The organism is Endozoicomonas sp. ALB091, from assembly GCF_049310265.1.
In the GTDB taxonomy this organism is placed as follows: domain Bacteria; phylum Pseudomonadota; class Gammaproteobacteria; order Pseudomonadales; family Endozoicomonadaceae; genus Endozoicomonas.
The window spans coordinates 344,559-368,404 of the sequence record NZ_JBLYNQ010000006.1; the positions used below are offsets into that span (position 1 = coordinate 344,559).

A 23,846-nucleotide genomic window follows, 5' to 3' on the forward strand; every position below is an offset into this window, starting at 1 on the left:
CGTCTGGTTATTAGACTGCACTATTTCCTTTATTGATACCCTGCCCATGGAGGCAGGGCACTGTTCCGATCACTTGGTCAGGGCAGTTTTGCTGCCATCAGAATGCCACTGATAAACGACAAAGCTGAAGTCCTTCAAGTCACCCTTGCCATCAAAGCCAAGGTCACCGGTTGGTGTTTTGAAGTTATTGGCACGCAGGCTGCCGGCAACTTTCTCAGGGTCTTCACTGGCGGACAGCTTCATGCCATCTGCCATGACCTGCACCGCAGAGTAAGCGGGAAAGACAAACGGGCCGGAAGGATCTTCACTCCTGGCCTTGAATGCCTCCACCAACCGGGCATTGGCCGGATCCTGGTCAAAACTCTTGGGCAGAGTGACCAGCAGGCCTTCTGAGGCCTCACCGGCAATGGCAGAGATATCCTTGTTGCCGACACCTTCAGGCCCCATGAACTTAACATCCAGCCCCTTCTCTGCACTCTGGCGCAAAATCAGGCCCAGCTCAGGGTGATAACCACCGTAATAAACGAAATCGACATCCTCTTTCTTGAGCTTGGCAATCAGGGCAGAGAAGTCTTTGTCGCCGGCCGTTACACCTTCATAAAGCGCAACGTTAACTCCGGCCTTCTGAACTTCGTCACGAACACTGGAGGCCAGGCCTTCTCCGTACTGCTGCTTGTCGTGAATCACCGCCATTTTCTGTGGTTTTACCGCATCAATGATGTATTTCGCAGCCGTTGGCCCCTGCATGCTGTCCAGACCAATGGTTCTGAAAATCAGCTCATAGCCACGGGTGGTGATGTCCGGGCTGGTTGAGGCAGCGGTGATCATCAAGACACCTTCATCTTCATAAATATCAGAAGCAGGCTGAGTTGAAGAAGAACAGAGATGACCGACAACAAATCGTATATCGTCGTTTACAATCCTGTTGGCAACCGCTACGGCTTGCTTGGGGTCACAGGCATCATCGAAGACAACCCCTTCCAACTCCTTGCCATTGACGCCACCCGCCTGGTTAATCTGCTCAATGGCCATTTTGGCACCAATAAACTGCATATCGCCGTACTGGGCAACTGGTCCGGTTACCGGGCCTGCCAGGGCGATTTTGATGGTATCTTCTGCGGATGCGATGGATGCACTGCCCAGTGCCACTGCGGCAGTCAAGACTGCCATTTTTTTATTGAATGATTTCAGCATGTCAGTCACTCTTTATTGTTGTTTTTCATGCCTGAGTTTACAGAGCATTCACTACGCTCAACGCAGGTCGCCAAGCATTTTTATTATTAGCAATAGCTATATTAAGGATTTTTTCTATTCGATCCAGCCTAATATTGCGGTTTTTTTATGGCAACAGCGGAATCCACCTATCAATAACTAAAGATCACAGCTGTTCCAGAGAACCCGCTTTAATCATTTGCCGGTAATTGTTCTAACACCGTCGTTTGTACCCAACAGCAGCACATCAGCAGGACGACAGGCGAACAGACCATTGGTCACCACACCAACGATGCCATTGATTTTTTGTTCCAGCGCAACCGGGTCCAGAATCTTCATATTCCAGACATCCAGAATCACGTTACCATTATCGGTCACCACCCCTTCGCGGTAGGCAGGGTCCCCTCCCAGCTTTACCAGCTCCCGGCCAACATGACTGCGAGCCATGGGAATGACTTCCACCGGCAATGGGAATTCACCCAGCACACCCACCGCCTTGCTCTCATCGGCAATGCAAATGAACTCTCTGGCTACCGCTGCAATGATCTTTTCCCGGGTCAGTGCCGCACCACCTCCTTTAATCAGGTGAAGATGTTCATTGGCTTCATCTGCCCCATCAATATAAAAGCGCAGGTCAGACACCGTATTCAGATCATAAACAGGAATACCATGGGATTTCAGCTGCTCGGTAGATGCCTCAGAGCTGGAGACACAGCCATCAAAATCATCCTTGTACTCAGCCAGCGCATCAATAAAAAAGCGCGCAGTAGAACCGGTACCAATACCGATCACCATATCTTTTTCCAGATGGGGCAGGATATATTGCAATGCGGCTTCGGCGGTGGCCTTTTTGAGCTGATCCTGATTCATGGGGTTTCCTGATAATACTGAGCGGTTAATAGGGCTGAAAACGCGCCGTATATTACACCATTTTCCGGCAAATTGGACGAGTGCCATCCTGAAGCTTATTCCTATAGAATGAGAGCTTCGCAGCACTGCCTGAACTCAATAAAGCTAACAGAAGACACCAGCAGGACAGCATGCCACACCGTTATATTCGAAAAATACTGGAAGCCAGGGTCTATGATGTCGCCATCGAAACCCCGATTGATGAGGCCCGCTTCCTCAGTCAGCGCCTGGATAACCGGGTTCTCCTGAAGCGGGAAGACTTACAACCGGTATTCTCCTTCAAAATTCGGGGCGCTTATAACAAGCTGGCCCAGCTCACAACGGCAGAAAAAGAACGTGGCGTTATTGCCGCTTCGGCCGGGAATCATGCCCAGGGAGTAGCTCTGGCCTCCCGGGAAATGGGAATCAAGGCCACCATCGTCATGCCGGTCACCACCCCCGAGATCAAAGTGAAGTCGGTACGGGCTTACGGAGCCAGGGTCGTACTGCATGGCGACGCTTTTGACCAGGCTCTGGCTCACTCTTTTACCCTGGTTGAAAAGCACGGCTACACCTTTATTCACCCTTATGATGATATAGATACCATCGCAGGTCAGGGCACTATCGGCATGGAGATCCTGCGTCAACAGACCGGTGCCCTGGATGCGGTGTTCATCCCGGTGGGCGGCGGTGGTCTGGCGGCAGGTATCAGCGCCTATATCAAGTACCTGCGGCCCGACGTCAAAGTCATCGGTGTTGAGTTTGAAGAGTCGGCCTGCCTGAAGGCGGCGCTTGATGCGGGTGAACGGGTTGTCCTGCCCCATGTGGGCATCTTTGCCGATGGTGTAGCGGTGGCGCAGATTGGTGAAGAGACATTCAGGATCTGCCGGGAGTGTATTGACGAGGTCATCACCGTCACCGCCGACGAAATCTGTGCCGCGATCAAGGATATCTTTGATGATACCCGCTCTGTCTGTGAACCTGCCGGTGCCCTGGGCATTGCCGGTATGAAGAAGTATGTCAGTCGGGACAGGGTCCGGGGCCAAACACTGCTGGCCGTTGACAGCGGTGCCAACATCAACTTTGACCGTTTGCGCTATGTCTCGGAACGCACAGAGCTGGGTGAAAAGCGGGAAGCGATCATCGCTGTTACCATTCCGGAGCAACCCGGAAGCTTTAAACAGTTCTGTGAACTGCTGGGCCGCAGAAATATCACCGAGTTTAACTATCGCTACCATAACCCGGACAAAGCCAGAATCTTTGTCGGTGTTCAGGTCCACCCTGATCAGATGCCCATCGACCGTCTGGTTAATGAACTCCAGCAGCACGGCTACCCCGTGGTTGACCTGACCGACAATGAAATGGCCAAACTCCATGTTCGCCACATGGTGGGCGGGCATAGCGAAGCGGTCAACAATGAACAGGTTTACCGGTTTGAATTCCCGGAGCGCCCGGGAGCCTTATTAAACTTCCTGAGCAAACTGGGCCAGCGCTGGAATATCACCATGTTCCACTATCGCAACCACGGAGCGGCCTATGGACGGGTTGCGATAGGCCTGGATGTCCCGGAAGAGGAGCACCAGCATATCCCTGAATATCTTGATGCCATTGGCTACCGTTACTGGTCTGAAAATGAGAATGAGGCTTATAAGGCGTTCCTGGGAGACTAGTGCATGGTTTCAATGGGTTTGACGTGTACAATCTCCGTTCACCCTGAGCGGAGTCGAAGGGTGATTGGCACAGTCTTTATTCAGGGTATGAAGCTTACGCCCTTCGACCGTGCATCCTGAGCGGGGTCGAAGGACGCTCAGGACGAACGGAGTTTGGACGCCAATAAAAGGAACCCATCAATTACCTTTAAACCGTGTACCAGGAGGCTAAACATGCAGGTCGTCACCTGAAGAAACCGACACCCGAGCCTAACGTCATGCACCATGATCTCTAAGTTTTATGGCGCATGCCGGTGGGGCCTCGAGCCCAAAAATCCAATCAATAGATACTCACCAAACGATCCTGCCTGCAACAACAAACTTCACTCTTTTCTGAAAAGAGGAACAGCCACGGAACTTATTAGTACTTTTATACTCTAAAGAATTTGAGCAGATTAATCATAAGAATTAAATAACACAAGGATATTACGTAATGGATCAAATCAAACTGGATGCTCAGGCCGCACGTTTATTTACATGGCACAAGAATGCAGATTCCTTACTGCTAATCAGGGCCATAAAATGCCTTATTAATGGCATCAAGGCATATTATGGTCGTTTTTCTGTTAGCGCCTTAGACAGTAACACCCAAAAGCTGATGAAAGAACACCCAGATGCACTGTATACCCAAAAACTCCATAAACCATTAAATGTCTTTGATATTAGCATTCCGTCAGCCTGTAAAAGCTCAACCCCCTATATTTCCAATAAAATAGAAAAACTGTATAAAGAAGGACGCGGAATGCTGGTTAAACTGGCTTTCAATGAGAATGGCAGTGTTGCCCCAATCCCCATCTATAATTCCGATAATTCCTACCCCCCGATAAACCTTAATTGTCAAGTCCACCGCTCTGATACTGACACCGTAGCACCTGGAAAAACAATAGTCTGCCGACATTTCGCCTGGGCTTATGCCACAAAAGTGTTTGGTCGGAGAAAAGATTTTCATAAAGTAGCTACCCCGAAAGAAATACAGTCAACCTTTGCAAATACACCTGATCGTCCTTCATCATTTGTGCACCATAATCCAGATGGATTAGAAAATGGCCCAATTACAAAAAAATCTTATTTTGCTGATGGATATTATTTCCGTGAGGGAAAGTTTTCTGAAGCTCTTACGATGCTGACAGAAAAGTACTGGAATTTGGCTGCTGGTAATGAAAAGAATTTTCTTTTTGGTTCACGAAAAGATAAAGAATTAGCTGGCCACGATATGGCCATGAGATTAAAAAAGCAGGATGGATGCATGAAGGTTATTTTTTACGACCCTAACGGTACACTCATACACAAAACAATCCTTCTCTCAGAACCCGGTTTGGCTGCACACATTACTGTTGAAGATCTTGGAGCGAGCTTCCTATTTAATGGAGCACTCGTTAATATCGATGACAGGAAGAAATCTGCTGATGAATGTGATATCCAGTTCTTTGGTGGCCCACCTTCCTCGCTGCTTTTAGAACCCGGGCATATAGATCATCCCTTATTCAGACGAGCTCCTGATTGATAGATCACCAAATAGTTTACCTGTCATTTTTTATAAACCGGGATAAGCGATCCCGGCTTATAAAAAACATACAGCCTCTCAAACATAAAACAGCACTACCGAAATGTCTGTTAGTGAAGCCATAGACCAGTTAAAAACATGACCTCCGGGTTAAAAAAAACCTTCTCCGATCTTCCAAACTGGCACCTGCTTTCCTATGACAAGCACACAACTTTCCAACTAAACCCAATAAATCCCCCCCCATCAAACCACCCTGCCTGCAACAACAAACTTCACTCTTTTCTGAAAAGGGGAACAGCCACGGAACTTATTAGTACTTTTGCACTCTAAGATTTTAGACAAATTAATTATAAAAATTAAATAACACAAGGATATTAAGTAATGGATCAAATCAAACTGAATGCTCAGTCAGCACTTTTATATACATGGCACAAAAATGCAGAATCCTTACTGCTAATCAGGGCAATAAAATGTCTTGTTAATGGCATCAAGGCCTATTTTGGCCGTTTTTCTGTCAGCGCCTTAGACAGTAATACCCAAAAGCTGATGAAAGAACACCCAGATGCATTGTATACCCAAAAACTCCGCAAACCATTAAATGTCTTTGATATTAGCATTCCGTCAGCCTGTAAGAGTTCAACTCCCTATATTTCCAATAAAATAGAAAAACTATACAAAGAAAGGCGCGGAATGCTGGTTAAACTGGCTTTCAATGAGAATGGCAGTGTTGCCCCAATCCCCATCTATAATTCCGATAATTCCTACCCCCCCATAAACCTTAATTGTCAAGTCCACCGCTCTGATACTGACACCGTAGCGCCTGGAAAAGAAATAAGCTGCGATCATTTCACCTGGGCTTATGCCACAAAAGTGTTTGGCCGGAGAAAAGATTTTGATAAAGTAGCTACCCCGGAAAAAATACAGTCAACCTTTGCCAATACACCTGATACTCCATCAAAGGATGCGTACCTTGAGGGCCCAAAAACTGAAAGAACTTATTATGCTGATGGATATTATTTCTTGAAGGAAATGTTTCCTGAGGCTCTTACGAGGCTGGTAGAAAACCACTGGAATATGGCGAATGGCGATGAAAAGAATTTTCTTTTTGAGACACGAGGGAACAATATAATTGGCCACATAATGGCCCTGAGATTAAAGAAGCAGGATGGGTGCATGAAGGTTATTTTTTACGACCCTAACTATACACTCATGCACAAAACATTCCTTCTCTCGGAACCCGGTTTGGCTGCACACATTACCATTGAAGATCTTGGACCCAGTATCTTCTTTGATGAAGGAGCTCTTGTTAATATTGATGACAGGAAGAGGTCTGTTGATGAGTGTAATATCCAGTTTTTTGGTGGCTCATATTATCAGTTCCGGATGAATGCACTTGCTCTTGGGCATATCGATCATCCCCGATTCCTGCCGAGAAGAGAAACTGATTGATAGATCACCACATAACCTTACCTGGCATTTTTTATAAACCGGGATTAGCGGTCCCGGCTTATAAAAAATATACAACCTCTGAAACATAAAACACCACTCTTTCCTGAGCTGAAGGATAGCCGTGGAACTTTTTAGAACTTTTATACTCTAAAAGTTTCAAGCAAATGAATCATAAGAATCAAGCAAGGGATATCATGTAATGGATCATATCAAACTTGGTGTTCTGCCAGCACTATCACATTCATGGTGCAGACATTCAGAATCCTTACTGCCAATCAGGGTCATAAAATCTCTTGTTAATGGCATCAAGGCACTGTTTGGTCCTTATTCTGTCAGCGTTTTAGACGGTAGCACCCAAAAGCTGATGAAAGAACACCCAAATGCATGGTTTACCCAAAGACTCCATAAGCCAATAAGTGCTTATAACATCAGCATCCCGTCAGCCTGCAAGAGTTCAACCAGCTATGTTTCCAATAAGATAGATAAATTGCATGATGAAGGGCGTAGACTTAAGGTTAAACTTGCTTTCAAACAGGATGGCAGTATTGCTCCAATCCCCATGTATTACTCCATTAAACCCTGGCACTCCAAGTGCCTTAATGGCTCAGCGCGTCGCTCTGATACTGACACCGTCGCACCTGGAGAAAAAATAAACTGCCGACACATCGCCTGGGCTTATGCCACAAAAGTGTTTGGTCGGGGAAAAGAGACTTTTAAAAGAATAAACACCCCAAAAAAGATACAGTCAATCTTTGCAAATACACCTGATATTCCTTTAAGGCATGCGCTCCGTAATCCAGATGGAATAAAAAAAGGCCCAATTACTAACAGATCCTTTTATGCCGATGGATATTATTTCCACGAGGGAGCGTTTTCTATGGCTCTTTCGGGACTGGTAGAAAAGTATTGGAATATGCCTGCTGGCGATGAAAAGAATTTCTATTTTCGGTCAAAAGTTGATAAAGGCTCGGGCCACGCAATGGCCCTGAGATTAAAGAAGCGGGATGGATGCATGAAGGTTATTTTTTATGACCCTAACGAAACACTTATGCACAAAACCTTCCTGCTCTCAGAACCAGGTTTGGCTGCACACATTACCGGCAAAGATCTACAAGACAGTTACCGTAACATCTTTGATGGAGCACTAATTAATATTGATGACAGGAAGAAATCTGCTGATGAATGTGATGTCCAGTGCTTTGGTGGATCAACTGACGACTTGCGATGTTTATCAGCAGCAGGGCATGAACGTCATCCCTTATTCAGAGGTAGACGTAATGGTTGACAGATCACCCCACAACTTACCTGGCATTTTTTATAAACCGGGATTAGCGCTCCCGGCTTATAAAAAATATACAACCTCTCAAACATAAAACATCACTCTTTCCTGAGCTGAGGGATAGCCGTGGAACTTTTGTACTCTGAAGGTTTCAAGCAAATGAATCATGAGAATCAAGCAAGGGATATCATGTAATGGATCATATCAAGCTAAGTGTATTGTCAGCACTATCACATTCATGGTGCATACATTCAGAATCCTTACTGCCAATCAGGGCTATAAAATGCCTTGTTAATGGTATCAAGGCATTGTTTGGTCGTTATTCTGTCAGCGTTTTATACGGTAACACCCAACAGCTGATGAAAGAACATCCAAATGCACGGTTTACCCAAATACTCCATAAACCATTAAGTGCTTATAACATTAGCATCCCGTCAGCCTGCAAGCACCCAACCGGCTATGTTTCCAATAAGACAGACAAACTGCATGATGAAGGGCGTAGGCTTCAGGTTAAACTCGCTTTCAAGCAGGATGGCAGTGTTGTCCCAATCCCCATGTATAACTCCGATAATACCTGCTCCCCCATATGCCTTAATGGTAAAGCCCACCGCTCTGATACTGACACCAAAGCACCCGGAGCAAAAATTGTCTGCCGACATTTCGCCTGGGCTTATGCCACAAAAGTGTTTGGTCGGGGAAAAGATACTTTTAAAACAATAAACACCCCGGAAAAAATACAAACAACCTTTGCCAATACATATGCTAATCCATCAATGGTTGCGCACCTTCACCCAGAGGGATTAGAAGACGGCGCAACTACTGTCAGATCCTATTATGCTGATGGCTATTATTTCCGTGAGGGAAAGTTTTCAGAGGCTCTTACGAGGCTGGTAGAAAAGTACTGGAATATGGCTTGTGGCGATGAAAAGAATTTTCTTATTGATTCACGAGGTGATGAATTAGAATCCCACCATATGGCCCTGAGATTAAAGAAACAGGATGGATGCATGAAGGTTATTTTTTACGACCCTAACGCTACACTCATGCACAAAACAATCCTTCTCTCGGAACCCGGTTTGGCTGCACACATTACCGGCGAAGATCTCGGGGCAAGCTACCTCTTTGATGGAGCACTTGTTAATATTGATGACAGGAAAAAGTCGGCTGATAAATGTGATATTCAGTTCTTTGGTGGCTCACCTACCCTGTTGCTTGCAGCACCGGGGCATCTGGATCATCCCTTATTCGGGGCATGATGGAGAAAAGATATTGGTTGATAGATCACCCCACAACTTACCTGGCATTTTTTATAAACCGGGATTAGCGCTCCCGGCTTATAAAAAATATACAACCTCTCAAACATAAAACATCACTCTTTCCTGAGCTGAGGGATAGCCGTGGAACTTTTGTACTCTGAAGGTTTCAAGCAAATGAATCATGAGAATCAAGCAAGGGATATCATGTAATGGATCATATCAAGCTAAGTGTATTGTCAGCACTATCACATTCATGGTGCATACATTCAGAATCCTTACTGCCAATCAGGGTCATAAAATCTCTTGTTAATGGCATCAAGGCACTGTTTGGTCGTTATTCTGTCAGCGTTTTAGACGGTAACACCCAAAAGCTGATGAAAGAACACCCAAATGCATGGTTTACCAAAAGACTCCATAAGCCAATAAGTGCTTATAACATCAGCATCCCGTCAGCCTGCAAGAGCTCAACCAGCTATGTTTCCAATAAGATAGACAAACTGCATGATGAAGGGCGCATACTTAAGGTTAAACTTGCTTTCAAACAGGATGGCAGTGTTGCTCCAATTCCCATGTATTACTCCATTAAACCCTGGCACTCCAAGTGCCTTAACTGCACAGTACGTCGCTCTGATACTGACACCGTAGCAGCTGGAAGAAAAATAGTCTGCCGACATATCGCCTGGGCTTATGCCACAAAAGTGTTTGGTCGGGGAAAAGAGACTTTTAAAACAATAGATACCCCAAAAAAAATACAATCAACCTTTGCAAATACATCTTTTTTTCCAGCAGTAGACGCACACCATATTCCAGATGGATTGAAAAACATCCGAACCACTCCAAAATCCTTTTATGCCGATGGATATTATTTCCACGAGGGAGCGTTTTCTGAGGCTCTTTCAGGGCTGGTAGAAAAGTATTGGAATATACCTGCTGGCGATGAAAAGAATTTTTTGTTTAATACAAAAGGTGATTCAAGATTTAGTCACGTAATGGCTCTGAGATTAAAGAAGCAGGATGGATGCATGAAGGTTATTTTTTATGACCCTAACGAAACAATTATGCACAAAACATTCCTGCTCTCGGAACCGGGTTTGGCTGCACACATTACCGACAAAGATCTACAAGCCAGTTACCGTAACATCTTTGATGGATCACTAATTAATATTGATGACAGGAAGAAATCTGCTGATGAATGTGATGTCCAGTGCTTTGGTGGCTCACCTGACAGCTTGCGATGTGGCTCGGAAGCAGGGCATGAACATCATCCCTTATTCAGAGGTAGACGTAATGGTTGACAGATCACCCCACAACTTACCTGGCATTTTTTATAAACCTGGATTAGCGGTCCCGGCTGATAAAAAAGATACCGTTTCTCAAACATAAAATAACGCAACCGATGCAGCTGTCAGTGAAGCCAGAGACCAGTTAAAAGCCCTTAAACTTTGCTCATTTTTCAGAAATCGCCTCAGTCCTGAGCCAAAAACCACCCAGACTGAACAACAAGGCAGATTGATTAGAGTAAATATCACCCCAACCAGTAAAACAGAAAACGTGTAGTTATCACCAGGCAATGTAAATACAACAGCGCTACTGACGGCCATCATCAGGGCTTTCACATTCACAAACTGAAAACTGATGGCCTGAAGAAAAGTCATTGGTCTTTTACTGTCCGCCTGTTCTGAAACACTGGCAGCCGTGGCAATCTTCCATGCCAGCCACAATAGATACATGGACCCAATATATTTCAACCCCGTTTGCAGCTGTGGATACCTCTCAAAGACACTCCCCAGTCCAAATGCAACCCCAAGAAACAGAATAAAGAACCCAATAGACACACCCAGCATGTGGGGAATACTTCTGGCAAAGCCATAATTTACCCCGCTGGCTGCCAGCATAATATTATTGGGCCCCGGTGTAATACTGGAACTCAAGGCAAAGGCTACCAATGGTAACCAGAGTATCTCTATCTCATTCATTTTTCCCTCTGTAAATTTTAATAATGCCCTTGAAAATTGCCCCCATACAATCAAACAAACGACGATACAAAGGCTTCAATGAAGTATGATGCATGGACAAAAAAGCGTGCAATTAATAAATTGTCACCATGACAAAGATATCATTTCAAACATAATAAAAAGACAATGGATAAAGAAATAAGCTTCCCGGGCTGGCTGAAAAGCCTTTCCTTCAATTCCGGCCCCAAATATATGGCTCTCGCCGATGCCATCGAGCAGGCCGTTAAAAATGGATCATTACACTCAGGCGATAAACTGCCTACTCATCGCTGGCTTGCCGATGTTCTTAACGTAACCATTGGTACTATTACCCGGGGCTATGCTGAAGCAGAAAGACGACGGTTGATTACCGCCAGAGTGGGCAGTGGAACTTTTGTTACCGGTAAGGTCTGGCAGCAGGCCCAATTCAATGTACCTCAAAAACCAGAGCCTACGCTTATTGATATGAGCCTGACCCTTCAGGTTCCGGCACCGAGAGAAGAGATACTGGCCGAGACGCTGCAAATGATTGCATCAGACCCTCTGCGCATGACTTCTCTGCTGGACTATCTGCCTGAAACCGGACTTGAAAGGCATCGCAGTATCATTGCCGGATGGCTTGCAACGCTGTCGATCCATGTAAATCCAGACAATATTCTTATCACCAATGGGGGCCAGCATGGCAATATGATGGCTCTTCAGGCAGCCACCCGGCCAGGGGACACCATCGTTTCCGAGTCCCTTACCTATCTGGGGTTCATCAATGCGGCAAGGCAATGGCAAACTCACCATATAGGTTTGCCGATGGATGAGCATGGCCTGATTCCAGAAGCACTGGAACAGTGCTGCCTGCAACACCGCCCGAAACTGCTGTATCTAATGCCATCCCTGCAAAATCCGACAGCGCTTATTATGCCAATACAACGGCGAGAGCAAATCATTGAGATAGCACGCAGGCACAAACTTATAGTTTTCATGGCTGGATCAAGCTACCCGAACCCTGGCGGGCCGAGACTTTTGTACGACATCTGAACAATAAAGGAGTAAAAGTGCTCCAGTCAGAACTGTTTGCCGTTGGCAGCTACTCAGTTCCCCAGGCCGTACGCCTTTGTATCAGCAGCCCTGATAGTGACAATAAAGTTCAGTTCGCTTTGGAAACCATTCGGGACATCCTGACCGTAGAACTGGACCCTATCTATCGACCACTGGTGTTCTAATAATGATGACAAACGACAAAATAAAACTGATTGCTAATTATCTGCTTTTCCAGCTTGGCTGGCTTGCCTGTGTTCTTGGGGGGGATCAAATTGCCCTGGCTGCAGCCGTAATAGTCCTTTTTATCCACTTGCTATGGATAGGTAACTGGCATAAGGAAAAACAAATACTGGCTCTTACCTTTTTACTGGGGTGCGCTATCGATAGCTTTCTTGGAAATCTGGAAATCCTGCAGTTTAGCTCTCAACTGGATGACGCTGGACGTATTTTACCACTCTGGCTGGCCTGTCTGTGGCTGATATTCGCCACCACTCTAAGGCACAGCCTTGACTGGTCCAGAACCCACAAACTCTACGGAGCCATACTGGGCTTCCTTGGGGGACCATTAAGCTATTTGGCCGGGTCAAAAATAAGTGATGTAACCCTTGCCCAGCCTTTATGGCAGACGCTGTTGATCCTGGCCATTATCTGGGCAGTTGTTATCCCAATGCTTCAGTCCTTTTCCCAGGCATGGCTGGATAAAGCAAAAAGTGGATAACGCCTTATGCTACTCAGCAGCTTTTTCAGTTTAAAAAGCTGCTGTCAGCTATAAAACCACCGGTAAACAGTCAATCAATTTCTGCCTCGTACTCTTTATAAGCGAAAATCCGATTGATGTGATGACTTCTGGTCAGCTTCTTAAACCAGTACGTACACCAATGCTCCGGCGTTATTGAATCCGCCGGGGCAGGAACACCTGCCTCAAAATAATCAATAAGAACACTCTGATCTTCATCATCCAGCACATTAAATAATATTCCGGGACCGGCGGTAGAGCCGTCATCCAACAGCCGCACCCTGGGATGAAAGATCATATCTATATTAACTCGCCAGATATCATATTTATTACACATCATCAGGCGAAAACGCGCAGTATCAAACTGGGCACCTGAACCTGCTTTAATAAATTGATCAGACTCCAGCCAGGCGGGAAATTTACGAACAACCAGACCTTCGATCTTGCGATCACCGCTGGCAAGCCACTGCTGCAACGCTGCCGACTGTTGCTGCAGCAAATCATCGATAGAAGAACAAGGCAAAGTTAGTGCTCCCATCCGATTCTCCTGATTCATCAATTATCGCTATTCTTCTTTCGCTTTGGATCAACCTGATCCAGGGGAGTAGCAATATGTAATCCAAAATGTATAGTTTTATACAGCTAGCTACTTACACTGACGTCTAAAATTACCTTTTATCACAGAGAAATGACATTAGAAACCTCTGTTTTCTATGGGTGCCCCGCAAATGTGTGCAACCTTCTCGCCCTTAAGGCATTTAATAAAAGGGTTCGCGGTGCTAAAGTACGCGCATTTCAAGCGTTAGCTCAGAGGCAGTATTAATGAAGGATCTGAAGCTCACAGAATACAGTCATGGTGCGGGATGTGGATGTAAAATTTCACCACAGATTCTTGACGGTATTTTGCAAACCAACCTTACTCTTCCTGAGTTTCCTAATCTGGTTGTAGGTAATGCCAGCAAAGATGATGCAGCCGTTGTTGACCTGGGCAATGGTGAAGGGATCATCAGCACGACTGATTTCTTTATGCCTATTGTTGATGATCCATTTGACTTTGGCCGCATCGCTGCCACCAATGCCATCAGCGATATTTACGCCATGGGCGGCACGCCCTTGATGGCCATAGCCATTCTTGGCTGGCCCGTTAACAAGCTACCGCCGGAAGTCGCAGCTCAGGTAGTAGACGGTGGTCGTCAGGCCTGTGCCGATGCTGGTATACCTCTGGCCGGAGGCCACAGTATCGACGCCCCTGAACCCATCTTCGGACTTGCCGTCACCGGTCGTGTATCCCTTGAGCATCTGAAGAGAAATGATCAGGCCCAGGCGGGTCACAAGCTTTATCTGACCAAGCCGCTTGGCGTTGGTATTCTCACAACCGCGCAAAAGAAAAAGCTGTTGCAGGAGGAGCACCAGCATATTGCCCGTGACTCCATGTGCGTAATGAACACCATGGGTGCCGATCTGTCTCTGCTGAATGGCATCAGTGCCATCACCGATGTTACTGGCTTTGGTCTTCTTGGCCATCTTCTGGAGGTTTGTGAAGGCAGCAAGGTAAAAGCCACGCTGTATACCGACAAACTGCCACTTCTTCCTCATGTGGAAACCTATCGTCAACAGGGCTGCATTCCCGGCGGAACGGAAAGAAACTATGCCAGCTATGGCCACAAAGCCGCCAATATTACCGAGCAACAGAAACACATTCTCTGTGATCCCCAAACCAGCGGTGGACTGTTGGTCGCGGTAGATCCGGCGGCGGAAGAAGCTTTCCATAACGTCGCGGCAAGATTTGAATTGTCTCTGGAGCCAATTGGAGAACTATCGCCTTACGACGGTGGTAATTGGGTAGAAGTCGTTTGAATCTTCTGGAAGCGCTCACTGATCATTTTTCATGGGCAGTCTTGCATCCATGCTGTCGTGCACTTCTGGTATAAAATATATATTCAAAAAAAAACCCGGCGAATACCGGGCTTTAACGGTTAAACTATATTGGTCTGTTACCATATTCACCGGAGGGCTTTTTCGGTGGGTCTGCGGTAATGTTCGATGGAATCTCCTCAATCTGGCCTCCTTTCTTCAAAAACTCTTCTACCTGGGCATCCAGACTTGCCCTGAGTTTTTTACGAGACTCGACCGTCCTCTCTTCAGCAGGTTCGTCGCGGCTCCCCAGAAACCCTATATCAGCGCCATCAAAACCAGCAGCAGCTTTAGTCGGCTTTTTCCGTGCCATAGCTATGTCCTCTAGGTACTGGTTTTCGGAATATCCATTCCGAAATATTGAGATTGACTTCTTGTCCAATTTTTATAGTTATAGTCCAGCATTGTAAAAATGCCAGTTTGGTCTCACCCTCCTGTATAAAAAATACATTGTTGCTGCTTGTTTTTTATCATTACGTATAACTTTCACCGTGTAAAGTGATGATTAACTTACGACTTCCGCCACTGTCTCTGTGTTCCCCCAGCCATATCCCCTGCCAATTACCCAAAGCCAGCGAACCGTCCGTGATTGGAATGATTACATCGGCACCAAACAGGCTGGATTTAATGTGGGCCGGCATATCATCACTGCCTTCTATCACATGGAGAAAATACTCTTCATTTTCAGGGATATAATGATTGCTGAAGGCTTCCATATCATGACGGACATTGGGGTCGGCATTCTCATTGAGTGTCAGTGAAGCAGAAGTATGCTGTAAAAAGATATGACAAATCCCTGTCTTATAATTCTCCAGCTCCGGTAACTGACCAATAATTTCGGCCGTAACCACATGAAACCCCCTCCGGTAGGGACGCAGCTGAACCTGTTTCTGGAACCACATAATTTAACCCTCACTCAAAGGTGCCGATAACAATCCGTCAGTCATAAAAGGATCCGTATCCATGATGTCACTTTACGATAAAAGTGTGACAGTTTTGAAATCTGTCGTGATGTTCATAATCCGGAAACCGGGCTATCTACCCATGACAGTTTATATAAGTCCAGATTAAGCTTTCAGAATTCAAAAAACACTATATGGAGAGGAGTTTTGAGGACGAGGCTTTTCGGCTGAGTTTTCTCCTTGCCATCAAGTTCTACACAAAGCATACCTGCCAAAAAACGACACCTGAAGAATAAACATAACAGTCATGACCTTTGAGAAACCGGTCAAAAATAAACCCCTAAATTCACTTTGAACCGATGACAAACACACGCGACATCTCTAAAATCTCGCCCCTTTCCCTTAAACAAAGCGGCTTAATCATCATGGACAAAGTGATCGAAACCCCTGACGCTCCTCCGGCTATCGGCCCATATTCTCAGGGTATGCGCTTTGATAACCTGGTTTTCACATCTGGCCAGCTGCCAATCGATCCGGAAACCGGAGAAGTATCTGAAGACACCAAACAGCAGGCTCATCAGTGCCTGAAAAACCTGAAAGCGGTATTGGAAGCGGCCGGCAGCGGCATGAACCGGGTGAAAAAAGTCACCGTATTCGTTCGTGATATGGATGAGTTCAGCAATATTAACGAAGTCTACAAGCAGTACTTCAAAGTACCTTTCCCTGCCCGCAGCCTGGTTGAAGTTGCTCGTCTGCCAAAAGATGTGAAGGTAGAAATTGAAGCCCTGGCAACGGTTGGCTAACCCGTTGGCAGAGCAGCCAACAATGGTTCTCATTCATTAAGTAAGATTTTGAGAACCCATTAATTGAACGGGGGGGTTAAGTAGTTAACCAAATGGAATCATATATTTCCGACTAAGTTGTCAGTCACTCTGCGGCGCTGCAACTCCGGTCACATAGCTACGGCTATGCTCCCTACGTTGCGCCTTGCATAGCAACTGCCCACTTAGCCAGAAATATATGATTCCATTTGGCCAACTACTTAAGCCCCCGTTACCACATCAGGTCATCCGGAATCTGATAATCCGCATACCAGTCTTCTTCTTCCTCGGTCAGATCGCCAGACTTATCATTCTGTATGACAATCGCTTCTGGCTTACGCTCGGCAATCTTACTGGCCACCGGCGCAGGGATGACCAGAAAATCGTCGCCCAGTATCGCCAGGGCCAGCAAGCCCCTTTCCAACTTGGTTAACTGTTCATCAGTCACATAAATTTTCTTGATTTTGTTTTCATAAACAAACTTATATTCTGCATCGCCCCCATTACGGGACAATGCATTAGTCTCAATCAGTTGACGAACCTGTGCGTCCAACGCCTTACGCTGACGTTCATCTTCAAGCTGTCGATTCAGCTCACGATCTTTCTCAGCCTGAGCCTGCCTCTCTTTCTCCAGCTCAATACGGCGTTTTTCCTGATCGGTCATATCACCAGAGCGGGCAGCCTGCTGTTTCTTTTTCTTATTACTGGTCTTGGCCTGTAATGCCTGTTGTTTTGTCGCAAGGCCAGCTTTCATCAGCTGGTCACGAAGTGATTTACTCATCGTCTTAAATACCAGAGGGGGATTCAAAAAACTGGAATCTTAGCAAGCCCTTCTACTGACAGCCAGAGATGAAACCCGCCATTGTCTGCTTTTTGATAATCACAAAAAGCACAAAGCCCACAAAGAAAAGCCTTCCTTTGTGGGCTTGTAGGTTCAGAGAGCCGATAACGGCGACTAATGCTTAGTGGACATCCTTCCAGAATTCCCGTTTGAGCAGATAGGCAAACACAAAGAACAGCGCCAGGAACAGGTATACATAAATACCCAGCTGCTTACGCTGTGCTTGCATGGGCTCCGCAGAGTAAGCCAGGAAGTTGGTCAAATCATAGGCCATTTGATCGTATTCGGAGGGCGTCATACTCCCCTTACGCTCCGGATCAACCGTCAGGCCACAGATCTTGTCTCCGGTCAGCGGGTCACGGGCCGTTGGGTCTGTATCACCGCAATTATCGATCTGTACTCCCTGAAGCCCCAGAAGCACATGGGGCATACCAACATCCGGGAAGACCTTGTTATTTACCCCATAAGGGCGGCTTGGGTCTTCGTAGAAGGTCCGGAGGTAGGTATAAAGCCAGTCAGGCCCACCTTTAACGCGGGACACCAGTGTCAGGTCCGGAGGTGTAGCACCAAACCAGACCTTCGCTTCGTCCGGGTCCATGCTGTTATGCATCAGATCACCGATCTTGGCAGACTTATCGAACACCAGGTGCTCCATCATCAGGTCATGGGGAATGCCAAGGTCATCCGCTACCCGCTCATAGCGCTGATACTGGGTCGCATGACAACCTGCACAGTAGTTCTGGTAATACTTCGCCCCCCGCTGTAGCGAAGCTTTGTCAGAAGGGTCCACATTGGCCTCATCAAGAGGGTATCCCCCACCGGCTGCTGCCGCCAACGATGAAAACAGCACCGAAACCAGAAACAACTTAATGGTCAGTATTATTCTTTTCATTAGCCGGTCACCCTCTCAGGTACAGGTTTGGTCTTCTCCCATCGTGTGTAGAAAGGCATCAACAGGAAGAACGCAAAGTAAATCAGCGTACAGATCTGGGCAATGAGTGTATAAGTCTCAGTAGCCGGTTGCGTTCCGAGCCAGGTCAGCAAAATAAAGACAAAGGCAAAAACCACAATGCTGGTTCTGCTGATCATGCCCTTGTAACGCCATGACCTGACCGGGCTGCGATCCAGCCAGGGCAGAACAAAGAGAATGGCAATGGCACCACCCATGGCGACAACCCCACCCAGCTTGGAGTCGATTGGCCCGATATCAAAGGTAATCGCCCTGAGAATGGAGTAGAACGCCCCAAAGTACCAGACTGGTGCAATATGCTCGGGCGTCTTCAGGCCGTTGGCCGGTTCAAAGTTGGCATGCTCAAGGAAGAACCCGCCCATCTCCGGGAAGAAGAAAATAATGCCACAGAACACGAACAGGAAGACCACAACACCGACAATATCCTTAACGGTGTAATAGGGGTGAAAAGCGATACCATCCAGAGGCACACCATCCGGCCCTTTGTTCTTCTTGATATCTATACCGTCCGGATTGTTTGAGCCCACTTCATGCAATGCCAGGATGTGCAAAACCACCAGACCAAGAATAACGATCGGCAGCGCAATGACATGCAGTGCAAAGAAGCGGTTCAGGGTAATACCGGAAATCAGGAAGTCACCACGAATCCACTGCTGAAGATCCGGACCAATTACCGGAATAGCGCCAAACAGGGAAATAATTACCTGCGCCCCCCAATAGGACATCTGCCCCCAGGGCAACAGGTACCCCATAAAGGCCTCACCCATCAGCGCCAGGTATATGGCCATACCAAAGATCCAGATCAACTCCCGTGGTGCCTTGTAGGACCCGTAGAGAAGACCACGAAACATGTGGCAGTAAATCACCACAAAGAACATGGATGCGCCGGTAGAGTGCATGTAGCGGATCAACCAGCCATATTCCACATCCCGCATAATGTACTCAACAGAAGCAAAAGCAGCTTCAGCGCTGGGAACATAGCTCATGGTCAGCCAGATGCCCGTCAGGAGCTGGTTAACCAGAACCAGCAGGGCCAGAGAACCAAAGAAATACCAGAAGTTGAAGTTTTTGGGCGCATAATATTTGCTGAGATGCTTCTCCCACGCCTGGGTGACGGGAAGTCGGGCATCAACCCAGGCCATTATTTTATTTCCCATCACGCATTCTCCTCATCTTTACCGATAATCAGAATATCATCGCCTTCAAAGGAGTAAGGTGGCACGACCAGATTCGTTGGGGCAGGAACTCCTTTATACACCCGACCGGCCAGATCGAACCGCGAACCATGACAGGGGCAGAAATACCCCCCCTTCCAGTTGGCATCAAACTCCATGGGTTTGACTTCCGGCAGATATTTTGGAGAACACCCGAGGTGGGTACACAAACCGACCAGAACAAGAACATCTTCCGTCCGTGAACGGTACGGATTGGTGGCATACTCAGGCTGCTCTGAGCTTTCTGATTTCGGGTCGCGCAAACGCCCATCCTGTGATGGCAGTTCATTAAGCATATCTTTGGTACGTCGCAGCACAAAGACTGGTTTACCCCGCCATTCATAGACAACCTGTTGCCCGGGTTCCAGTTTGCTTAAATTGACTTTTACCGGTGCACCGGCAGCCTTAGCTTTTGCACTCGGGTTCCACGACTTCAGAAAAGGCGTAGCAACCCCTACAGCACCGGCAGCCCCCACCACCGAAGTCGCTGCCACGAGAAAGCGGCGCCGGCCTTTGTTTATGCCGTTGTCACTCATTAACCTACTCTCCCCATCCGGGCTGAACGCCCAATGACTTCTTTTTGTTCATGGGTGTGATAACAGATTTACTTCTGAAACAGGGCTTTTGTTAACCCGGAAAGGACAAAGACTCAAAAGCTCTCTCGCAGAACCACCCGCACCTCAAATAACAACCTGACAGCTGCAATCAACTCTCAACAATAAAGCCGCCTCGCATTATACTTACCCACATAAGCGGCAGTGCGTAATGATACTGGTTTTAACGCATAAAAAAAATGCCCAAAACAAGGCACAGGTTTTTTAATAAAAGTTTCAGGCATAAAAAAACTTCCCGATACGCTCTCCCGAAAGAGGCACAAAGGGAAGCTTTCCAGTAATCCAGGCAACCAGCCGGAAAACCGGCCGGTGGTCTGAGCACAATATCAGCGCTTGGAGAACTGTGGACGCTTACGGGCTTTACGCAGACCCACTTTCTTACGCTCAACTTCACGAGCGTCACGGGTAACGTAGCCAGCTTTACGCAGAGGAGAGCGCAGAGTCTCATCGTACTGCATCAGCGCGCGGGTGATACCATGACGGATAGCACCAGCCTGACCAGAACCGCCGCCACCAGATACAGTGATCTTGATGTCGAACTTTTCAGTCAGCTCAGTCAGTTCCAGAGGCTGACGAACTACCATTCGAGCAGTTTCACGGCCGAAGTATTCGTCCAGGGAACGGCCATTGACAGTGATACTGCCAGAACCAGCTCTCAGGAAAACACGTGCGGTTGAGGACTTACGACGTCCAGTTCCGTAGTATTGAGTTACAGACATAACCACCCCTGATTAAATTTCCAGTTGCTGAGGCTGCTGAGCAGCATGTGGATGCTCGCTTCCGGCATAAACCTTCAGCTTGCTGTACATGGCACGACCCAGAGAATTCTTGGGCAGCATCCCCTTAACAGCCGTCTCGATTACCAGCTCAGGCTTGTGGTCGATCAGCTTGTCAAAGCTGATGGACTTAAGGCCGCCGATGTAACCGGTGTGGCGGTGGTACATCTTGTCAGTAGACTTACGTCCGGTAACACGTACTTTCTCAGCGTTTACTACAACGATGTAGTCGCCAGTGTCCACATGAGGAGTGTACTCTGGCTTATGCTTGCCGCGCAGACGCAGAGCGATTTCTGTTGCCAGACGACCCAGGGTTTTGCCTTCGGCATCAACTACGAACCAGTCACGTTTTACGGTTTCTGGCTTAGCACTAAAAGTTTTCATTAAATTCGCCTCTATGATACCGCTGACGCGATACCTGTTCCTACATGGCCGTTCCCTGCTGGGCAAGAGCCAGGCTAATAGCCCCAGATCAGCAATACCGGCCTGTTCAAAACATTGGGCGCTCAATCGGGAAACGGGAGCGGTATTATACCGTTTGGCAAGAGGAAATAAAGCCCCCTGCGAACCGGATCTCTGTTAAAAACCCGGAACCACACTTTGCATCATTAATTTACATAGCACGGCGACATGACTAACGAGCAACCCGCAAATCGCTGTCAGAAGCCCTGAGGACTTTTAAAATATGCCGCCCCTGAAAGTCCGGGTTAAACTGAAGACCTTCCGGAAGCACCCTTCTGCCAAACCTCTCAAGCTCTGAGGAAGCAGCACTGGTTCGGACTTCAACGGCCAGTAACAGGGAGTTCAGCAGGAAGCCAATAATGCTTCGACTCCATAAACTCACACCAAAACCACCGGCAAGGGCAGCGTAAGTGACGATAAAAGAGACCCTGTTAACAAAACCGTTTTTCTGATCCCCGTGATACCCGGTCACCATTCTCACAGGAGGCTGCGTTCTGTCATTATCGGCAAAACTGAACCCGACACCTTCTGAGAGGCCGTTAATACTTAAAGGCCCGCCAAGATCGAGAAAAAGCTCATTATCCCTGGGAAATTTGTAATATCGATAACCATAAATACCTCCCCGCCCCGCGCTACTAATGTACAGTGACTTAAGATCCATCCACTCAAGGCTCATAATGTAAAGCGTTCTTTCCGGGGACAGCATCAAATCAAGGGCTGACTGATGGGTTGCCAGAATTAAAAAAAGTAATAACGGGTTTTTCTGCAAAGGGGCAGGCATTGTCCTTGAATCAATTTTTTTTACCAACCGCCTGACCTTACTTTCCGTGGTAAATCGCACCTTGTAACCCGAAACCTCTGATGCGGATTCAGTCAATATTGCCTCATAGTCCACCAACAACAATTGCCCGGTTCGTTTAAGGTAAGAGAGGTAATTGACATAACCAAAAACTCCATCCTCCACTTCCTCCATTTGATCAATCTCTTCCGCCTCTGACGGGACTGAAATCATTATTCGACAGGACTCGGCAACCCCCTGCTGGCACCCCCCGGTATATTTCAAATCCCCCTTAACACCGAAGATATCCCTCAATTCCACGGAGCCCACATAGTCTGAAGCCACAACGTCGTCAGACTGGCCCTGATAATTCGCCATTGCCTGGCCGGTGATAATCAGTGCGATACAACAATATCGCCTCATTCCCCACACCAAAGCGCTTGAAAAAATCGTCTTAATTTTTACCACAAGCCTCACCAACAATGCTGCCAACCAAATGAACTTTACCCTTTTTTCGAGGCGGTCCCTCCTCCAGTCGATAGACCGTTGACCAGAAGATAACGAGATGCTCAGTCAGCACAGTGCGTGACGTAAAAGCATAGACGATGTCAACCATTGTGACTAATTGTGCTGGCATTACGCTGCGGTCTCAGCCTGAAATGGTGGCCGGTCTATCCCTGCGATGTGTCAGAGCCGGTTGTACCTGACAGGGCCCTGACAACCCGCTACAATCGCCGGAAATCATACACAGGCAGATCAGGAAAACCATGCGCGACTATATTATTGCCCCGAGTATTCTTTCCGCAGATTTTGCCCGCCTGGGCGAAGAGGTCGATCATGTTCTGGTCGCCGGAGCGGACTGGATTCACTTTGATGTTATGGACAACCACTACGTCCCGAACCTCACCCTGGGCCCGATGGTCTGCAAGGCACTGAGAAAGCATGGCGTCACTGCCCCCATCGATGTTCACCTGATGGTGAGCCCTGTCGATCGTATCATCGGTGATTTTATTGAAGCCGGTGCCAGTATGATCACTTTCCATCCGGAAGCATCTGAACATATTGATCGTAGCTTACAACTGATTCGCGAAGGTGGCTGCCAGGCTGGGCTGGTACTCAATCCGACAACATCCCCCGATGCGCTTGAGTATGTGATGGACAAGCTGGATATGGTCCTGTTGATGTCGGTCAATCCCGGCTTTGGCGGTCAGAAGTTTATCCCCTCAACCCTGAAAAAACTGTGCAGGGTGCGCAAGCTGATTGATAATAGCGGGCTGAATATCCGTCTTCAGGTAGATGGTGGTGTGTCGGCCAGTAATATCCGCCAGATTGCCGAGGCCGGTGCGGATACCTTTGTTGCCGGCTCCGCCATTTTTGGTGCTGACAACTATCAGGATGTCGTGACGCAAATGCGCTCCGAGCTGGCTGAAGTCGTGGCTTTATAAACCATGACAACATCCAGCGGCCATCCATTTCTGAACAACCTGACCCT

The 23,846-nt window shown here is 47.3% G+C and carries 25 protein-coding genes; 12 read left to right on the forward strand and 13 right to left on the reverse strand.

All coding sequences use genetic code 11. From position 1 onward, the window contains the following. Positions 1-69: 69 nt before the first annotated feature. Positions 70-1,194: a branched-chain amino acid ABC transporter substrate-binding protein gene (locus tag ACO6UX_RS08520; RefSeq protein WP_422446694.1), complete on the reverse strand. Its 1,125-nt coding sequence runs from the start codon at positions 1,192-1,194 to the stop codon at positions 70-72. A 213-nt stretch (positions 1,195-1,407) separates the two neighbouring features. After that, the gene (rpiA, locus tag ACO6UX_RS08525; RefSeq protein ID WP_422446696.1) at positions 1,408-2,082 is read right to left on the reverse strand and encodes a ribose-5-phosphate isomerase RpiA; all 675 of its coding nucleotides are present in this window, start codon (positions 2,080-2,082) and stop codon (positions 1,408-1,410) included. A gap of 125 nt (positions 2,083-2,207) precedes the next feature. Between rpiA and ilvA the strand changes: the two genes are divergently transcribed. The 6 genes from ilvA to ACO6UX_RS08555 all read left to right on the forward strand — a co-directional run bounded on the left by ilvA (position 2,208) and on the right by ACO6UX_RS08555 (position 10,592). Further along, positions 2,208-3,770, forward strand: coding sequence for a threonine ammonia-lyase, biosynthetic (ilvA, locus tag ACO6UX_RS08530; protein ID WP_422447915.1), 1,563 nt, complete (start codon positions 2,208-2,210; stop codon positions 3,768-3,770). Between the two features lie 472 nt (positions 3,771-4,242). After that, positions 4,243-5,313 (forward strand): hypothetical protein, encoded by a 1,071-nt coding sequence (locus ACO6UX_RS08535; RefSeq protein ID WP_422446698.1) that lies wholly within the window; start codon positions 4,243-4,245, stop codon positions 5,311-5,313. A gap of 381 nt (positions 5,314-5,694) precedes the next feature. Then, a complete protein-coding gene (locus tag ACO6UX_RS08540) occupies positions 5,695-6,762 on the forward strand; it encodes a ShET2/EspL2 family type III secretion system effector toxin (RefSeq protein ID WP_422446700.1) in 1,068 nt (355 codons plus the stop codon). Positions 6,763-6,961: 199 nt separating this feature from the next. Beyond that, complete coding sequence (locus ACO6UX_RS08545) at positions 6,962-8,047, forward strand: hypothetical protein (protein WP_422446702.1); 1,086 nt, start codon at positions 6,962-6,964, stop codon at positions 8,045-8,047. A gap of 188 nt (positions 8,048-8,235) precedes the next feature. After that, complete coding sequence (locus ACO6UX_RS08550) at positions 8,236-9,297, forward strand: ShET2/EspL2 family type III secretion system effector toxin (RefSeq protein WP_422446704.1); 1,062 nt, start codon at positions 8,236-8,238, stop codon at positions 9,295-9,297. Between the two features lie 209 nt (positions 9,298-9,506). Then, entirely contained in the window at positions 9,507-10,592 is a 1,086-nt protein-coding gene (locus tag ACO6UX_RS08555) for a hypothetical protein (RefSeq protein WP_422446706.1), read from the forward strand. A 78-nt stretch (positions 10,593-10,670) separates the two neighbouring features. Here ACO6UX_RS08555 and ACO6UX_RS08560 read toward each other — a convergent pair whose 3' ends face one another. Further along, positions 10,671-11,273, reverse strand: coding sequence for a LysE family translocator (locus ACO6UX_RS08560; RefSeq protein WP_422446708.1), 603 nt, complete (start codon positions 11,271-11,273; stop codon positions 10,671-10,673). Positions 11,274-11,438: 165 nt separating this feature from the next. Here ACO6UX_RS08560 and ACO6UX_RS08565 point away from each other — a divergent pair, with 165 nt between their 5' ends. From ACO6UX_RS08565 to ACO6UX_RS08575, 3 genes are read left to right on the forward strand one after another with little or no spacing between them, the layout of a single operon-like run. Next, the gene (locus ACO6UX_RS08565; RefSeq protein WP_422446710.1) at positions 11,439-12,323 is read left to right on the forward strand and encodes a PLP-dependent aminotransferase family protein; all 885 of its coding nucleotides are present in this window, start codon (positions 11,439-11,441) and stop codon (positions 12,321-12,323) included. A 17-nt stretch (positions 12,324-12,340) separates the two neighbouring features. After that, positions 12,341-12,508 carry a hypothetical protein gene (locus tag ACO6UX_RS08570; protein WP_422446712.1) on the forward strand — a complete coding sequence of 56 codons (168 nt, stop codon included), beginning with the start codon at positions 12,341-12,343 and terminating at the stop codon, positions 12,506-12,508. A gap of 2 nt (positions 12,509-12,510) precedes the next feature. Further along, the gene (locus ACO6UX_RS08575; RefSeq protein ID WP_422446714.1) at positions 12,511-13,044 is read left to right on the forward strand and encodes a DUF2878 domain-containing protein; all 534 of its coding nucleotides are present in this window, start codon (positions 12,511-12,513) and stop codon (positions 13,042-13,044) included. A gap of 70 nt (positions 13,045-13,114) precedes the next feature. Here the strand turns inward: ACO6UX_RS08575 and ACO6UX_RS08580 are convergent, their stop codons facing one another. Beyond that, a complete protein-coding gene (locus tag ACO6UX_RS08580) occupies positions 13,115-13,600 on the reverse strand; it encodes a hypothetical protein (protein WP_422446716.1) in 486 nt (161 codons plus the stop codon). A gap of 284 nt (positions 13,601-13,884) precedes the next feature. Here ACO6UX_RS08580 and selD point away from each other — a divergent pair, with 284 nt between their 5' ends. After that, on the forward strand, positions 13,885-14,919 hold the full coding sequence (gene selD / locus ACO6UX_RS08585) for a selenide, water dikinase SelD (RefSeq protein WP_422446718.1): 1,035 nt from the start codon (positions 13,885-13,887) through the stop codon (positions 14,917-14,919). Positions 14,920-15,043: 124 nt separating this feature from the next. Here the strand turns inward: selD and ACO6UX_RS08590 are convergent, their stop codons facing one another. Together ACO6UX_RS08590 and ACO6UX_RS08595 are read right to left on the reverse strand one after the other, a co-directional pair. Next, positions 15,044-15,289, reverse strand: coding sequence for a hypothetical protein (locus ACO6UX_RS08590; protein ID WP_206679310.1), 246 nt, complete (start codon positions 15,287-15,289; stop codon positions 15,044-15,046). Between the two features lie 160 nt (positions 15,290-15,449). Next, the gene (locus ACO6UX_RS08595) at positions 15,450-15,878 is read right to left on the reverse strand and encodes a secondary thiamine-phosphate synthase enzyme YjbQ (RefSeq protein ID WP_422446720.1); all 429 of its coding nucleotides are present in this window, start codon (positions 15,876-15,878) and stop codon (positions 15,450-15,452) included. 425 nt (positions 15,879-16,303) lie between these two features. On the opposite strand from ACO6UX_RS08595, the gene ACO6UX_RS08600 reads away from it, so the two are divergent. Next, entirely contained in the window at positions 16,304-16,681 is a 378-nt protein-coding gene (locus ACO6UX_RS08600; RefSeq protein ID WP_422446722.1) for a RidA family protein, read from the forward strand. Positions 16,682-16,931: 250 nt separating this feature from the next. Here ACO6UX_RS08600 and ACO6UX_RS08605 read toward each other — a convergent pair whose 3' ends face one another. From ACO6UX_RS08605 to ACO6UX_RS08635, 7 genes are all read right to left on the reverse strand, one after another. Then, entirely contained in the window at positions 16,932-17,480 is a 549-nt protein-coding gene (locus tag ACO6UX_RS08605) for a DUF2058 domain-containing protein (protein WP_422446724.1), read from the reverse strand. A gap of 181 nt (positions 17,481-17,661) precedes the next feature. Next, positions 17,662-18,432, reverse strand: coding sequence for a cytochrome c1 (locus ACO6UX_RS08610; protein WP_422446726.1), 771 nt, complete (start codon positions 18,430-18,432; stop codon positions 17,662-17,664). Beyond that, entirely contained in the window at positions 18,432-19,667 is a 1,236-nt protein-coding gene (locus tag ACO6UX_RS08615) for a cytochrome b (RefSeq protein ID WP_422446728.1), read from the reverse strand. Before ACO6UX_RS08615 ends, ACO6UX_RS08610 begins: the two co-directional genes overlap by 1 nt. Then, positions 19,667-20,260 (reverse strand): ubiquinol-cytochrome c reductase iron-sulfur subunit, encoded by a 594-nt coding sequence (gene petA, locus ACO6UX_RS08620; RefSeq protein WP_101745149.1) that lies wholly within the window; start codon positions 20,258-20,260, stop codon positions 19,667-19,669. Before petA ends, ACO6UX_RS08615 begins: the two co-directional genes overlap by 1 nt. 404 nt (positions 20,261-20,664) lie before the next feature. Next, the gene (rpsI, locus tag ACO6UX_RS08625) at positions 20,665-21,057 is read right to left on the reverse strand and encodes a 30S ribosomal protein S9 (protein WP_101745147.1); all 393 of its coding nucleotides are present in this window, start codon (positions 21,055-21,057) and stop codon (positions 20,665-20,667) included. Between the two features lie 12 nt (positions 21,058-21,069). Next, entirely contained in the window at positions 21,070-21,498 is a 429-nt protein-coding gene (rplM, locus tag ACO6UX_RS08630) for a 50S ribosomal protein L13 (RefSeq protein ID WP_101745146.1), read from the reverse strand. Between the two features lie 250 nt (positions 21,499-21,748). Beyond that, the gene (locus ACO6UX_RS08635; RefSeq protein WP_422446731.1) at positions 21,749-22,732 is read right to left on the reverse strand and encodes a hypothetical protein; all 984 of its coding nucleotides are present in this window, start codon (positions 22,730-22,732) and stop codon (positions 21,749-21,751) included. A gap of 389 nt (positions 22,733-23,121) precedes the next feature. On the opposite strand from ACO6UX_RS08635, the gene rpe reads away from it, so the two are divergent. Then, positions 23,122-23,799, forward strand: a complete 678-nt coding sequence (gene rpe, locus ACO6UX_RS08640; protein WP_422446733.1) for a ribulose-phosphate 3-epimerase — start codon at positions 23,122-23,124, stop codon at positions 23,797-23,799. The last annotated feature ends 47 nt before the right edge of the window (positions 23,800-23,846 follow it).

Coding starts and splice junctions, on each gene's coding strand:
- ACO6UX_RS08520 (WP_422446694.1), bottom strand. CDS start 1,194: ATGCTGAAATCATTCAATAAAAAAATGGCAGTCTTGACTGCCGCAGTG.
- rpiA (WP_422446696.1), bottom strand. CDS start 2,082: ATGAATCAGGATCAGCTCAAAAAGGCCACCGCCGAAGCCGCATTGCAA.
- ACO6UX_RS08535 (WP_422446698.1), top strand. CDS start 4,243: ATGGATCAAATCAAACTGGATGCTCAGGCCGCACGTTTATTTACATGG.
- ACO6UX_RS08540 (WP_422446700.1), top strand. CDS start 5,695: ATGGATCAAATCAAACTGAATGCTCAGTCAGCACTTTTATATACATGG.
- ACO6UX_RS08545 (WP_422446702.1), top strand. CDS start 6,962: ATGGATCATATCAAACTTGGTGTTCTGCCAGCACTATCACATTCATGG.
- ACO6UX_RS08550 (WP_422446704.1), top strand. CDS start 8,236: ATGGATCATATCAAGCTAAGTGTATTGTCAGCACTATCACATTCATGG.
- ACO6UX_RS08555 (WP_422446706.1), top strand. CDS start 9,507: ATGGATCATATCAAGCTAAGTGTATTGTCAGCACTATCACATTCATGG.
- ACO6UX_RS08560 (WP_422446708.1), bottom strand. CDS start 11,273: ATGAATGAGATAGAGATACTCTGGTTACCATTGGTAGCCTTTGCCTTG.
- ACO6UX_RS08565 (WP_422446710.1), top strand. CDS start 11,439: ATGGATAAAGAAATAAGCTTCCCGGGCTGGCTGAAAAGCCTTTCCTTC.
- ACO6UX_RS08575 (WP_422446714.1), top strand. CDS start 12,511: ATGATGACAAACGACAAAATAAAACTGATTGCTAATTATCTGCTTTTC.
- ACO6UX_RS08580 (WP_422446716.1), bottom strand. CDS start 13,600: ATGGGAGCACTAACTTTGCCTTGTTCTTCTATCGATGATTTGCTGCAG.
- selD (WP_422446718.1), top strand. CDS start 13,885: ATGAAGGATCTGAAGCTCACAGAATACAGTCATGGTGCGGGATGTGGA.
- ACO6UX_RS08590 (WP_206679310.1), bottom strand. CDS start 15,289: ATGGCACGGAAAAAGCCGACTAAAGCTGCTGCTGGTTTTGATGGCGCT.
- ACO6UX_RS08595 (WP_422446720.1), bottom strand. CDS start 15,878: ATGTGGTTCCAGAAACAGGTTCAGCTGCGTCCCTACCGGAGGGGGTTT.
- ACO6UX_RS08600 (WP_422446722.1), top strand. CDS start 16,304: ATGGACAAAGTGATCGAAACCCCTGACGCTCCTCCGGCTATCGGCCCA.
- ACO6UX_RS08605 (WP_422446724.1), bottom strand. CDS start 17,480: ATGAGTAAATCACTTCGTGACCAGCTGATGAAAGCTGGCCTTGCGACA.
- ACO6UX_RS08610 (WP_422446726.1), bottom strand. CDS start 18,432: ATGAAAAGAATAATACTGACCATTAAGTTGTTTCTGGTTTCGGTGCTG.
- ACO6UX_RS08615 (WP_422446728.1), bottom strand. CDS start 19,667: ATGGGAAATAAAATAATGGCCTGGGTTGATGCCCGACTTCCCGTCACC.
- petA (WP_101745149.1), bottom strand. CDS start 20,260: ATGAGTGACAACGGCATAAACAAAGGCCGGCGCCGCTTTCTCGTGGCA.
- rpsI (WP_101745147.1), bottom strand. CDS start 21,057: ATGTCTGTAACTCAATACTACGGAACTGGACGTCGTAAGTCCTCAACC.
- rplM (WP_101745146.1), bottom strand. CDS start 21,498: ATGAAAACTTTTAGTGCTAAGCCAGAAACCGTAAAACGTGACTGGTTC.
- ACO6UX_RS08635 (WP_422446731.1), bottom strand. CDS start 22,732: ATGGCGAATTATCAGGGCCAGTCTGACGACGTTGTGGCTTCAGACTAT.
- rpe (WP_422446733.1), top strand. CDS start 23,122: ATGCGCGACTATATTATTGCCCCGAGTATTCTTTCCGCAGATTTTGCC.